Source organism: Erwinia sp. BNK-24-b, from assembly GCF_047456155.1.
Lineage (GTDB): Bacteria > Pseudomonadota > Gammaproteobacteria > Enterobacterales > Enterobacteriaceae > Erwinia > Erwinia phyllosphaerae.
Window position 1 is genome coordinate 2,197,561 of record NZ_CP179901.1, and the last position, 12,354, is coordinate 2,209,914.

Here is a 12,354-nt window from a genome sequence, read left to right on the forward strand (position 1 = left end):
AATAAGCACCGCGATCCGTTTTCTGCCATCTGATAAAACGGCAGTAATACGAAATTATATCAGGTGATAGCGCGGCAATTGCTTTAGAATCGCCGGCACTCTGTCATTTGTTTAGCTGGGAAATTATGAAGGATAGTGCATTGCAACGTCGGCCTTCCGTTTGGTGGGGCGCGATGATCATTTGCGGTACCGTGGTTGGCGCAGGAATGTTTACGCTGCCGGTGGTGATGGCGGGCGCATGGTATGGCTGGTCGTTGCTGATCCTGCTGGTAAGCTGGTTTTGTATGCTGCTGTCAGGGCTGCTTTTTGCCCGGGCCAGCCAGCATTATCCGCTGGGCGCGGGTTTTGATACCATCACGCGCGACCTGCTGGGACGGGCCTGGGCAGCCATCAACGGCGTGAGCATTCTGTTTGTTCTCGGCATCCTTACCTATGCCTATATTTCTGCCAGCGGGCCGGTTTATCAAAGCTCGCTCAATCGCGCTGGCCTGCATCTTTCCGTGGCGGAAGCGAAAATCATTCTGACGCTGTGCGTAGCGGTAGTGGTCTGGCTGGGTACGAAAGGCGTAAGTCGGCTTATGACGTTTTGCGTGCTGGCAAAAATTTTGCTGCTGGTGACGCTCTTTGGCGGACTGTTGACGCAGCTGAATCTTTCCACGCTGCTGAACAGCGGCGTATCAGGGCAATCCTACTGGCCCTATACGCTTGCGGTGCTGCCGTTTTGTCTCGCTTCTTTTGGCTATCACGGCAACATCAGCGGACTGATTAGCTATTACGTCGGCGATAAAAAGCAGGTCAATCGCGCGCTGATACTGGGCACCTTTATGGCGCTGGTGATCTATCTGTTCTGGATGACCGGCACAATGGGAAATCTGCCGCGCGCTTCGTTTCCCGCCATTATTGGCGCTGGCGGCGATATCGAAGCGTTAATGTCCGCGCTACGCCACTACCTGCACGTTAGCGCGCTGGCGTTTTTAATGGATCTCTTTTCGCATTTTGCGGTGATCTGTTCTTTCCTTGGCGTAACGGCGGGGCTGTTTGATTTTATTGCGGACCGGCTGAAGATGGCCGACACGCGTGCGGGCCGTTTCAAAACCGCTTGCCTGACGTTTTTACCTGCTTTGTGCGCCTCTCTCTGGTTTCCCAACGGTTTTATCGCGGCGATCGGCTTTGCCGGACTGTTCGCCACGCTGTGGGCCGTCTTCGTTCCTGCCTTGCTGGCGTTAAAAGCGCAGCACAAATTCGCCGATCCCACCGTGCATACTGGCAGACAAAACGCCGCTATTGCGCTGGTTATGCTGTTTGGCGTGCTTAACGTCCTTGCATGGTTCCTTAGCTGGCTGGGCTGGCTACCGGTTTTTCAGGGGTAAAAGATAAAAGCCCGGTTTTCGACCGGGCTTTTAGACTGCGCTATTTGGCTTTTTGCAGTAAAACCTTAGCGCCGCCCGGCGTCGTTTTCTCCCAGAAACCAGTACCACAGCGGAATGGAAAGCAGACCGGTAAAGACCATGGAGTAAACGGCGATCATAAAGAGCTGCGTCACCAACATTTCTGCCGACCAGTGGTGCAGAGGAATATGATATTCGTCGATAGCGCCGCCAATCATTGTTTTACACATCACCGTCAACGCAATTGCCAGAACGACAAGAACCGCCGCGATAAACTGTTTTTTCTCTTTCCGCATCACGGAAGATGTTTTCATAGCGTTAAACCCTTGCTTCATTCGCTGTGCGTGGCGCTGCCCGCGTACAACATCAATTAATAAAAAGACGAGCAGGCTAAGGCCCATCACCGGTAGCGCATAGCCGAGCAGCAGTGCCGCCAGCCCGCTGACGATTTTACCCGTCGGCGAAACGGCCTGCCAGGCTGCCAGCAGCGTTTGGGCAGAGGCCGTCACGGCGGGACGGCGCAGCCACCATAACCGATAGCCCAGCACGATCATTACACACAAACCCAGCCCGAACGCCGCCAGAATCAGCTGGTTCGGCAGGCCAAACAGCACGCCCATATGCGCATCTACGCCCCAGCGGGTCAGTTTCGCCACCAGCGGGAAAGAGGCAAACTGCACCCGGTCAACAATGCCAAAGCCATGCGGATCGACCGAAACGGCATCCACGCGAGTCGGCCAGCTGCGGTCGATCTCGCTTACCGTCCAGGCCTTACCAGCGGCTTTAGGCTGACGCAGTTCAACTTTCGCTGCGGTAATGCCGTTAGCTCTTGCCGTCTGCAATACCCGGTCCCAGTCGCCGTTCGCCGGATTCATTGCCGCTGCCGAAGTATGCGCCCCCATTGCGGACATATCCATAGCGGCATGATCTGCATGGGGATCGGGTCGTGCATCAGAAGAGGCGTTCAACGAAGTATTGACCTGCGGCGTCAGCCAGTTAAGCTCGCTGCGCATCTTATCGATATTGCTGCCTGCCCACTGCGACCATGTCAGGCCGGTTACGGAAAAGAACACCAGCCCGCCCAGCAACACCAGGCCCAGCGTAATGTGCCAGTGACGCGTAACGGCAAATTTCCCAGCCGGCTTTTTATTACGGCGAGAACGCTTTCCGGCCCACAGCGCGACGCCGCCGAGTGCGGCAACCCACAGCCACGAGGCCGCCAGCTCGCTGTAAACACGGCCTGGGTCGCCCAGCAATAGCCCACGATGCAGCTGATCCAGCCACATTCTCAGCGGCAGCACGCCGGAAGTGCCGTAGACCGTCATATCACCTTTAACCCGTAGCGTATAAGGATCGATAAACACCGAACGGGATTCAGAAGCGCCCAGCGCCGGATCGATAAACTGCACGCGCGTGGTTTCCGTTTCGCCAGCGGCGGGACGCACGGCATAGATCCTGACCCTTTCCCCCGCGTGGTGACGCGCCGCATCGATTTGCGCCGACAAGGGTTTCGCTATCCCCTCTGGTTGCGCCGTCAGGGCATCGGCATAGAGGGCATTCTCAATTTGCGGCGTCAGGACATATAGCGTCCCGGTAAGCGCGGCGACAAAAATAAAAGGAGCAATAAAAAGGCCGATATAGAAATGCAGGCGACGAACAAGATTCATTACCGCGCCCGTGACAGGGGCAGTATTTACGGCATGAGATGACATAAAATTTCCGGTCTACTGTTAAAAATGATGGCGCTTTATGCAGGTGAGGGCCTTATTTAAGGCGAAGCAAACCCTGCGCAAAGCACATATTTATTTTCAAAGGTTATCGCTATACAACCAGGCGATGGCCAGGGAAATAAATTAACAGACGGGTGGGGCACGCGGCTGAGAAACGCCGGGAAATAACCTGACGGGCGCGACGGGAACATAGCGAACGAGCCGGGAGCGGGAAACAGTGAACAGCAGCAGAATAACGGCAAGGACAAGCCATATCAGCACCGGGAAATGCACCAGCAGCTGGCAGTAGCCGCAGGCAATATCGTCCATGGTTCCCATGCCTTCGGACATCGCCGGAGCTTGATGCATGGCGGAACGATCGCCGTCATCCGGCATGCCGTGATGCGCTGGCGCCATATTCATTCCCGGCATCACCATTTCAGCCGCGGTTCCCTCCAGGGCTATCTGCCTGTGCTCCAGCGTCCTGGATACCCAAGGCGCGATAAACAGCAGCATAATTGCCAGAAAGGCAATCAGGGCTGGTATACGGCGTTGAGACAGGCGATGCAGCGTTGGCAAAGGGGGGATTCCAGTGCAGAAAAAAGAGAGCTTAACAACTTTTACCGCAAATGTTAAAAAGTTATTCGCGCCGTTTAAGCTGGAGTCATCGTAAAGCGACTAAAAACCAGAAGCTTCCGTGCTTCTTTGGCCCGCGCCTTCCATAGCGCGAGAGGTGCACTATGCCTTAGACGGTTGTGGCCTTGGGGCAAGAACAGCTTTGCCCATGCGGATCCCGCTTTTCTCAACAAAATTATAGAGAAGGGTGGAGATCAGATAGACAGGTGGAATAACCAGCAGGCAAACGATGGCAAAACGTACCGATGGCGCATAGTGAATCAGGTTCCAGTTTTGCAGCAGCAGCGCGATCGCCGGGATAACAATCAGCAAATGAAGCAGGTAAACCGAGTAAGAAACGTCGCCCAGCCAGGCGTTAAAACGGTTATTAAGCATTTTACGTGGCCACCAGATTAACGATGCCATTTTGCCGCCTTCCGGATATTTCCACAGTACCAGCGCCATGCCTAAAATCATCAGCACATCCATAGGGATTTGATACTTCATCATCCCCAGGCCAATCACAAAACTCGCCGCCGGGCCAGCCTGCGCCAGAAGGATAAAGAGCAGAGACTTTCTGCGCACGGCCTCGGCCAGCAGCATGCCGGAAATAAAGATATTGAGCTTAATCAGAATCAGCGACGGCATGCTGAACGCTTCGTAATAATTATGGAAAACAAACCTGCCGATGCAGCACAGCACCATAATAGCCAGCAGGCTTTTGCCATAACCAAAACGCGCCGTTATTAACATAATAAAGGGGAACAGCAGATAGAACTGCATCTCCAGCCCAATGCTCCAGTCAGGCAGCACGGTATTAAAAGCATAATGGGGCAGAAAACCATAAACAAAGGTCACATGATTGACAATGTTGGCTAAAGACTGGTCGGAATAGCGTGATGCTTCAGTAGCCGTTTTGGGGAAAAACTGCGAGATAATATCTCTCATTTCGCCAAACCACGGGCCTGCCGCTATAGCGACAATCAGCAAAATATAGTAAAGCGGCGCAATGCGAAAAAATCGACGTAACCAGAATTTTTTAATGGTTGTGGCGTGATCCCAGGGCTCTACATCCCGACGTTCGATATAGTTTTTTGCCATTAAATAGCCGGAAAGAAGAATAAACAAATCGACGCCAATGCCCGGTGACGAAATAAGGGGAATATGACAATCCGCCAGGATACAGATATGTCCCAGCAGAACCCAGAGTGAAGCCAGCCCTCTCAGGCCTTCCAGCTCCTTTGACCAACCGCGCGATGTTGCCATCTTAATCCTCCAGTGCAGCTTTTTGTAAACGATGTGCGGGCGGAGGGTAAAGGATTTGTAAGCGCATTAATATCGGATAACTGACTTAAGTGGAAATTATAGGAATATACTCAATCCCTTATCAGGGCTAATGCTGTGAGATAAATCAAATTAACAGATGATGCCGCACATTGATAAAAATATCATATTAATCAATAGATTAACAATTGACAGCCCGGCTGTTCGGCCTGAGTCATCCATCGATATGAAGCGGATCTGATGTTTTGTGGCGGGGAAAAGCTTATAAAAGCAGAAAAGCTAAAGTGACCGTTTTGGCAGAGGAGAAGCGCGTATATGAAGAGGCCACTAAAAATTATGCTGGCCATTCTGGTGATATGCGTAATGGGCTTTTTTTAGGGCGTGCAATATCTCAGCATGGAATTCGCTAACGGTGCTTACCTGGAAAAAAGTGAGTATAAAAAAACAGAAAGGTGCAATATCAATCGGGGCTGCTGGATCGGCAAAGATCCTAATATAACAATATCGGTGGGTATTGATGAAAACCTGAACGCCATTCGTGTTGCGATGGTCGATAAAACGGGGTAAACGGGCTATCGATAGCGATAGCCCAGAAATCTACTTTAACTGATATGGTGTAGCGCTTCGCCCACGGCGTCAAACAGGCGATCCAGCTCGGCCGGTTCGGTGTTGAACATTGGGCCAAACTGCAGCGTATCGCCGCCAAAACGTACGTAAAAACCGGCTTTCCACAGCGCCATACCGGCATCAAATGGCCGGATGGTGGCGTCGCCGTCGCGCGGGGCCAACTGAATAGCACCCACCAGCCCGCAGTTGCGAATATCAACAACGTTTGGACAATTTTGCAGGCCGTGCAGGGTGCGCTCAAAATGCGGAGCCAGCGCCGCCGACCGCTCGATCAATGATTCTTCCTCCAGCAGATTTAGCGTTGCCAGACCTGCTGCGCAGGCGACAGGATGCGCGGAATAGGTATAGCCGTGACTGAATTCTACCGCGTGTTCCGGCAGCGACTGCGCCATAAAAGTCTGATAAATTTCGCTGCTGGCGACCACGCCACCCAGCGGGATCGCACCGTTGGTCACCTGTTTGGCAAAGTTAAGGATATCCGGCGTCACGCCAAAATAGTCCGCGCCGCTCCAGCGACCCATACGGCCAAAACCGCTAATCACTTCATCAAAAATCAGCAGGATGTTGTGCTGCGTGCATATCTCGCGCAGCCGCTGCAAATAGCCCTGCGGCGGAATAATTGCACCCGCAGATCCGGAAAGCGGCTCGACGATCAGCGCGGCAATATTCGAGGCGTCATGCAGCTCAATCAGCTTGAGCATCTCATCAGCCAGCGCGACGCCACCAGTTTCCGCCATGCCGCGCGTAAAGGCCATGCCTGGCTGTAGCGTATGCGGAATGTGGTCGACATCCATAAACTGACCAAACATCTTACGGTTTCCGCCGATACCGCCAAGGCTGGTGCCCGCGATATTCACGCCGTGATAGCCACGCGCACGGCCAATCAGTTTGGTTTTGGCGGGCTGGCCTTTGATCCGCCAGTAGGCGCGGGCCATTTTGACCGCCGTGTCTGCCGATTCAGAACCGGAACCGGTAAAAAATACATGATTAAGATCGCCCGGCATTTTCTGTGCGATTTTATCTGCCAGCTGGAAAGAGAGCGGATGGCCATACTGAAAGCCCGGTGAATAATCCAGCGTGCCCAGCTGGCGAGAAACGGCGCTCTGAATGTCGCTGCGCGTATGCCCGGCACCGCAGGTCCACAGGCCGGAAAGGCTGTCAAAAATCTGGCGGCCTTTATCATCGGTCAGCCAGCGGCCTTCGGCAGCAACGATAAAGCGCGGATCGCGCTGAAAATTTCGGTTGGCGCTAAAAGGCATCCAGTGCGCCTGCAAATTCAGCTCGGCAGTATTGACTTGGGACATGATATTTCCTCCAGACGGTGTGTTAAGAGTTTGCATTCATCCGTTGGGTAAGTTAAATGCTAATTAACTAACATTTACTTGTGGAAAAACTCACCTGAATGAAAACCAAATCATTAGCGCAGGTAACGGACTTTGACCTGAAGCTGTTACGAATTTTTAAAACAGTAGCTGACTGCGGCAGCTTTTCCGCAGCGGAAAGCCTGCTGGGCATTACGCGTTCCGCTATCAGTCTGCACATGAGCGATCTGGAAAAACGGCTCGGCATGCGCTTATGCCAGCGAGGGCGGTCAGGGTTTGCCTTAACCGATGAAGGAAGGGAAATCCTTCGCCATAGCGAGACGCTGACGGCCGCGGTTGAAACTTTTCGTCAGCAGGTGAACCAGATGCACAAGCAGCTGCGCGGCGAATTTAACATCGGCATCATTAACAACCTGGTGACGCAGCCGATGATGAAAATCACCCATGCGCTGGAACGGCTACGTGAAAAGGGGCCGGATATTCGCCTGAACCTTAGCATGACCACCGCCGCAGAAATTGAGCGTGGCCTGCTGGATGGACGCCTGCATGTGGGTGCTCTGCCGCTGACCTCACCGATTTCAGGTCTGGAATATCAGACGCTTTATGACGAAAAATCATATCTTTACTGCAGCAACAAGCACCCGCTTTTTGACAGGGATGGCGAACCTGATGACGACCAGCTTATCCACTACGATGCGATTGCGCCGTCTTTTCGCATGACGGCTGAAACCATCGGTATGCATCAGATGCTGCACTGCACCGCAACGGCGTCTGACCGCGAGGGCATTGCGTTTTTGATCCTCACCGGCCGCTTCGTAGGCTTTCTTCCCGATCACTATGCCAGCCAGTGGACCGAGAAAAAGATGATGAGGGCCATCGCGCCTCAGCGTTTGTTTTACAACAGCAATATTGCCGTCGTCACGCATAAGGGTCGCCGTTCTAATACCATCCTTGATCTTTTTCTACAGGCACTTGCCGTCTGATTGCGCTTAATCCGGGCTTTTTTACCTCTGTTTAAAGCACCGTAATGTGTTGACTGGTCAGTAACTGGTGCATTTCGTCATCCAGATCGCAATCAACTACCAGGGTACTGGCTAAAGCGAGCTCACCGATGGCGAAAGCCGAGGCAGAGTTGATCTTTTCCTGCGAAGCCATCACCACCGTTTCTGCGGCTCTTTCCGATAAGGCTCTTTTCACACAGGCTTCTTCGTAATTTCCGGTCGTGAACCCGGCGCTCTTGTGCACGCCGGTGACGCCCATAAAAAAGAGGTCGGCATTGATTCTGCGAATAGATTCGGTCATTGCAGCGCCGACCGTTACCACGGAATGCTTATAAAGCTGGCCGCCAATAATAATGACGTCGACCAGAGGCAGATTAAGATGCGAAATTCCCGGCCATGGCTACAACGGTAGTGTTGTCTCCTCATCCGGGTTTTTTATACGGCTTTGCAAAAAATCGATAAACAATCGCACCTTTTTGGGAACGTGACGCGTATTAGGGTAGAGCGCATAAATGCCCTGGCGAGGAAACCGGTAATCAGGAAGAAGCTTAACCAGATCGCCTTTAGCAATATCATCCTGCACCAGCCAGGCGGGCAACAAGGCTACACCAGCGCCATTCCGGACAAACGCCAACAGCGAAGCGGCGCTATCCGCCATCAGCTCTGCCGGGTGGCTTACTTTGAAAAGGAAGTTATTGCCTGCGGGCGTCAGAATCTGCCAGCTTAAAGGCGTTGTCAGGCGACTATGGGCAATCCAGCGCGCGGACTGAAGCCGTTCCGGATCGTCTACTATCCCATCCGGGTGCCGCGCTAAAAAGCTCTTTGCAGCAACGGGAAAAATATCAAAACTGTCGATAAGTCTGGCATGGTGAGTTGAGTCGGCCAGCTGACCAAGACGAATCGCTACATCTAAACGTTCTGCTATCAGATCGTCATTTCTGGATGAGGAAATATGCTGGATACGCAGTTGTGGATGAAGGCTGGTAAAAGCGGCAAGGGCGGGGACAACGACCTGAGCGCCATATTCTGGCGTAGTAGTGATACGCAGTGTACCGCTCAGGCCTGAATGATCGCCACGTACGTCATCGAACACTCTTTCTGCATCCTGAAGAAGCTGCAAACATTGCAGATAAAAGCGCTCGCCGGTATCGGTGACGGCAACTTTACGGGTGCTACGCGTCAGTAACGATACGCCAAGCTCTTCTTCCAGCTGTTTGATATTAAAACTGACGACGGCTCTGGTCATACCCAGCGTCTGGGCTGCGCCCGTAAAGCTCCGCGCTTTTACCACGGCCACAAACATCTCCAGCCGCTGCATATTTAACATAATTCTTTTATCCTGCTGATTATTGTCAAAATAAGTTTGACAGTATAGCGACAAAAAGGGGATTTATCGCCGGTTTTTCATTCCCTATACTGCGGCCATAATATTGTTTCTTATGGAAAAAGCATGAATTATCGAATGCGTGTTGCCACGATTTATCTGCTGGGGTTCTTTATCGATTTGGTTAACATGTTTATCGCTAACGTGGCTTATCCTGACATAAGTCACTACTTTTCTGCCTCGGTAAGCCAGCTGGCCTGGATAAGCAACGGTTACGTTTTGGGGCTGACGCTGGTAATCCCGCTCAGCAGCTGGCTGGCGAAGCGTATCGGCACGAAACGCCTGTTTATGCTTTCGCTGGTTATTTTTATTATCGCTATCATTGGCGTAAGTAGCGCTGCCTCAACAGAGCAGCTGATTAGCTGGCGAGTGATACAGGGATTAGGTGGCGGCCTGTTAATTCCGGCAGGACAAACAATGACGTATGCTCTTTATCACAGCGACGAAAGAGCGAAGCTTTCCGCTGCGGTGATGCTGGTGGGGCTGCTGGCTCCGGCACTGTCGCCGGCTATTGGCGGCATGCTTGCCGACAGCCTTAGCTGGCGCTGGGTGTTTTTAGTCAGTCTGCCGGTGGCTTTTATCACATTACTGCTGGCGGGCCGCTGGCTAAAGCCGGATCGGCAAAACAGAAGGGCTACACGGCTTGACCTTAGCGGGCTGATTTCCAGCTGCTCGGCCTTGACGCTTATTTTATTGGGGCTGACCGCTTTGGGAGAAGATGCGTCAGGCAAAGCAGCGCTGTTGCTGGTGGGCGGAATAGCGCTGGCGTCATTCTATACGTACGGCGCCTTACGTAAGCCCGAGCCATTACTGAATATACGACTCATTAAAGAGCCTGTGCTGCAAACGGCCATGTTGATCTACCAGTTTATTCCCGGCGTGTTTACCGGGGTAAACCTGATTACCATGCTTTATCTACAAAACCAGCTTGGTATGTCAGCAGCCAGTGCTGGCGCAATGATGTTTCCCTGGGCGGCAGCGGCCTTTGTTGCTATCAGCCTGACCGGAAAAAAGTTTAACAGCACAGGGCCGCGCCGGTTATTTATTAGCGGCAGCCTGGTGCAAGGGGCAGGTATAGCCTTGCTGACACAAATCGACAGCGCCAGCGACAATGTGATTGTTGGTGCTGCTTTTGTTTTGATGGGGTTCGGCAGTAGCTTATGCAGCAGCACGGCGCAGAGTTCAGCCTTTATTGCAATAAACAGCAGAGATCTGGCTGACGCCAGCGCTTTATGGAACATCAACCGCCAGCTCAGCTTTTGCTTTGGCGTGACGCTTATCGGTCTGTTGCTCAATGTGTTTTTAAATTCGGGTCTTGCGCCAGGGCAGGCTTATCGACTCTGTTTTATTTTAGCGGCCGCCAGCGTGGTCATTCCCATTATGTTCAGCTTTCGCCTCGCCAGGCGCAGCGGGCGTTACGCAATCAATCAGGAGAAACGATGAATATCTATTTTCAGGAAATATTAGACGCTCACCAGCTTATCCGTCGCTGGCTGGGCGACGCCAGTACGCCTGATGCCGTTTGTGAAAATCTGCTGGCTCGCTTTAGTCCAGCTTATTCCATGGTGACGCCAGGCGGCACGCAGCTTAACTACGCCACGTTGTGCACTTTTTTTCGTACGCAACGTGGCGCAAAAGCCGGATTAGAAATTGAGATTGAGAACATGCAGATTATTGCTGAAAGCAGCGCAGGTGCAACGGTAACTTATCAGGAAAGACAGCAGCTTCCCGGTCAGCCTGGCACACTGCGTTTCTCAACTGCTGTTTTTGAAACGGGAAGTGAAGGGCAGGTGAGATGGCGTCATCTGCATGAAACATCCGGGATATTAACTTTATAAATCATTATTTTTGCAGCGATTCCGCGGGGATACGTGCAATAACCTTGATTTCAAAATCGAATCCAGCCAGCCAGGTAACGCCAACAGCGGTCCAGTTTGGGTAAGGGGGATGCGGGAAAATTGACTGCTTCACCTGCATGATGACGGGAAACTGGTTTTCTGGATCGGTATGAAAAGTTGTGACGTCAATCAGGTCGTCAAACGTACATCCAGCCGCGGCAAGAGTCGCACTCAGATTGTCAAAAGCCAGCTGCACCTGGGCAGCAAAATCTGGCTCTGGCGTGCCATCCGCGCGGCTGCCGACCTGACCGGAAACAAACAGCATATCGCCTGAACGGATCGCGGCAGAATAGCCGTGCTCCTCATAAAGAGCATGGCGGTTAGCGGGGAAAACGGGTTTGCGTTGGGTCACAGGAGTACCTTTTTGTGTATATCGGTTAAAATTCAGACAGCAAGGCGCTTGCAAATCATCTAATATACGTCGCGTATGTGTAATTATTATGGCATACGCGCCGTATGTCAATTGAGATACGCAGCGTATGTAAAAAGAGAGAGCTATGACTGCCAAACGCCGCGTCGAGATGATGCAAGAAAACCGTTCCAAAATGATCGCTGCAGCACGTAAATCCTTCGCTGATAAGGGATTTGCTGGGGCATCCATGGATGAACTGACCGCAAATGTAGGTCTGACACGAGGGGCGCTATATCACAGCTTCGGTGATAAGAAAGGACTGCTCGCTGCGGTCGTTGCGCAAATAGACGGCGAGATGGCACAGCGCGCGAAAGCGGCTGCGGCCACTATCGACGATGACTGGCAAAGAATGCTGGCTGAAGGCGTTGCCTATATAAAGATGGCGCTTGAACCGGAAGTGAGACGCATTGTTCTGCTTGATGGTCCGGCTTTTCTTGGCGATCCCACACAATGGCCCAGCCAGGGCAGTTGCCTCGAATCTACTCGTCAGACTTTGGAAAAGATGAGTGAACGCAACATACTTAAAGAAGTAGATGTGAAAGCCGCTGCCCATCTGTTAAATAGCGCAGCGCTAAATGCAGCATTGCTGGTAGCAGCCAGTGAGGATCCGCAGCAGACGCTGCCACAGGTCATTAAAGTGTTTACGCTCCTGGCAAGCGGATTGCGTAATGAGTCCTGACAAGCCTCATTTCAGAAGATGCTCAAAGATGTTCT

General features: G+C 52.4%; 11 protein-coding genes and 1 pseudogene. 5 read left to right on the forward strand and 7 right to left on the reverse strand.

Features of this window, described 5'->3' with window-relative positions:
- Window positions 1-125: 125 nt before the first annotated feature.
- The gene (locus tag ACMGGR_RS09800) at window positions 126-1,370 is read left to right on the forward strand and encodes an aromatic amino acid transporter (RefSeq protein WP_414148778.1); all 1,245 of its coding nucleotides are present in this window, start codon (window positions 126-128) and stop codon (window positions 1,368-1,370) included.
- A gap of 65 nt (window positions 1,371-1,435) precedes the next feature.
- Here the strand turns inward: ACMGGR_RS09800 and ACMGGR_RS09805 are convergent, their stop codons facing one another.
- From ACMGGR_RS09805 to ACMGGR_RS09820, 4 genes are all read right to left on the reverse strand, one after another.
- Complete coding sequence (locus tag ACMGGR_RS09805) at window positions 1,436-3,100, reverse strand: DUF2534 family protein (protein ID WP_414148779.1); 1,665 nt, start codon at window positions 3,098-3,100, stop codon at window positions 1,436-1,438.
- Between the two features lie 141 nt (window positions 3,101-3,241).
- Complete coding sequence (locus ACMGGR_RS09810) at window positions 3,242-3,676, reverse strand: DUF2946 domain-containing protein (RefSeq protein ID WP_414148780.1); 435 nt, start codon at window positions 3,674-3,676, stop codon at window positions 3,242-3,244.
- A 159-nt stretch (window positions 3,677-3,835) separates the two neighbouring features.
- Entirely contained in the window at window positions 3,836-4,978 is a 1,143-nt protein-coding gene (locus ACMGGR_RS09815; protein ID WP_414148781.1) for an acyltransferase family protein, read from the reverse strand.
- Between the two features lie 620 nt (window positions 4,979-5,598).
- Window positions 5,599-6,927 (reverse strand): aspartate aminotransferase family protein, encoded by a 1,329-nt coding sequence (locus ACMGGR_RS09820; RefSeq protein WP_414148782.1) that lies wholly within the window; start codon window positions 6,925-6,927, stop codon window positions 5,599-5,601.
- A gap of 98 nt (window positions 6,928-7,025) precedes the next feature.
- On the opposite strand from ACMGGR_RS09820, the gene ACMGGR_RS09825 reads away from it, so the two are divergent.
- Window positions 7,026-7,928 carry a LysR family transcriptional regulator gene (locus ACMGGR_RS09825; protein ID WP_414148783.1) on the forward strand — a complete coding sequence of 301 codons (903 nt, stop codon included), beginning with the start codon at window positions 7,026-7,028 and terminating at the stop codon, window positions 7,926-7,928.
- A 31-nt stretch (window positions 7,929-7,959) separates the two neighbouring features.
- On the opposite strand, the pseudogene ACMGGR_RS09830 reads toward ACMGGR_RS09825, so the two are convergent.
- Together ACMGGR_RS09830 and ACMGGR_RS09835 are read right to left on the reverse strand one after the other, a co-directional pair.
- Window positions 7,960-8,346, reverse strand: a pseudogene (locus ACMGGR_RS09830) (DeoR family transcriptional regulator); the annotation flags it as partial.
- Window positions 8,347-9,273, reverse strand: coding sequence for a LysR family transcriptional regulator (locus ACMGGR_RS09835; RefSeq protein ID WP_414148784.1), 927 nt, complete (start codon window positions 9,271-9,273; stop codon window positions 8,347-8,349).
- Between the two features lie 123 nt (window positions 9,274-9,396).
- Here ACMGGR_RS09835 and ACMGGR_RS09840 point away from each other — a divergent pair, with 123 nt between their 5' ends.
- Window positions 9,397-10,773, forward strand: coding sequence for an MFS transporter (locus ACMGGR_RS09840; protein ID WP_414148785.1), 1,377 nt, complete (start codon window positions 9,397-9,399; stop codon window positions 10,771-10,773).
- A complete protein-coding gene (locus ACMGGR_RS09845) occupies window positions 10,770-11,168 on the forward strand; it encodes a DUF4440 domain-containing protein (RefSeq protein WP_414148786.1) in 399 nt (132 codons plus the stop codon). The genes ACMGGR_RS09840 and ACMGGR_RS09845 overlap by 4 nt, the downstream gene beginning before the upstream one ends.
- Before the next feature lie 4 nt (window positions 11,169-11,172).
- Here the strand turns inward: ACMGGR_RS09845 and ACMGGR_RS09850 are convergent, their stop codons facing one another.
- Window positions 11,173-11,580 (reverse strand): RidA family protein, encoded by a 408-nt coding sequence (locus ACMGGR_RS09850; protein WP_414148787.1) that lies wholly within the window; start codon window positions 11,578-11,580, stop codon window positions 11,173-11,175.
- A gap of 145 nt (window positions 11,581-11,725) precedes the next feature.
- Between ACMGGR_RS09850 and ACMGGR_RS09855 the strand changes: the two genes are divergently transcribed.
- The gene (locus ACMGGR_RS09855) at window positions 11,726-12,319 is read left to right on the forward strand and encodes a TetR/AcrR family transcriptional regulator (protein ID WP_414148788.1); all 594 of its coding nucleotides are present in this window, start codon (window positions 11,726-11,728) and stop codon (window positions 12,317-12,319) included.
- The last annotated feature ends 35 nt before the right edge of the window (window positions 12,320-12,354 follow it).

What these genes read in the sequence shown, in the direction of transcription:
- ACMGGR_RS09800 (WP_414148778.1), top strand. Translation starts at nt 126, where the DNA reads ATGAAGGATAGTGCATTGCAACGTCGGCCTTCCGTTTGGTGGGGCGCG.
- ACMGGR_RS09805 (WP_414148779.1), bottom strand. Translation starts at nt 3,100, where the DNA reads ATGTCATCTCATGCCGTAAATACTGCCCCTGTCACGGGCGCGGTAATG.
- ACMGGR_RS09815 (WP_414148781.1), bottom strand. Translation starts at nt 4,978, where the DNA reads ATGGCAACATCGCGCGGTTGGTCAAAGGAGCTGGAAGGCCTGAGAGGG.
- ACMGGR_RS09820 (WP_414148782.1), bottom strand. Translation starts at nt 6,927, where the DNA reads ATGTCCCAAGTCAATACTGCCGAGCTGAATTTGCAGGCGCACTGGATG.
- ACMGGR_RS09825 (WP_414148783.1), top strand. Translation starts at nt 7,026, where the DNA reads ATGAAAACCAAATCATTAGCGCAGGTAACGGACTTTGACCTGAAGCTG.
- ACMGGR_RS09835 (WP_414148784.1), bottom strand. Translation starts at nt 9,273, where the DNA reads ATGTTAAATATGCAGCGGCTGGAGATGTTTGTGGCCGTGGTAAAAGCG.
- ACMGGR_RS09840 (WP_414148785.1), top strand. Translation starts at nt 9,397, where the DNA reads ATGAATTATCGAATGCGTGTTGCCACGATTTATCTGCTGGGGTTCTTT.
- ACMGGR_RS09845 (WP_414148786.1), top strand. Translation starts at nt 10,770, where the DNA reads ATGAATATCTATTTTCAGGAAATATTAGACGCTCACCAGCTTATCCGT.
- ACMGGR_RS09855 (WP_414148788.1), top strand. Translation starts at nt 11,726, where the DNA reads ATGACTGCCAAACGCCGCGTCGAGATGATGCAAGAAAACCGTTCCAAA.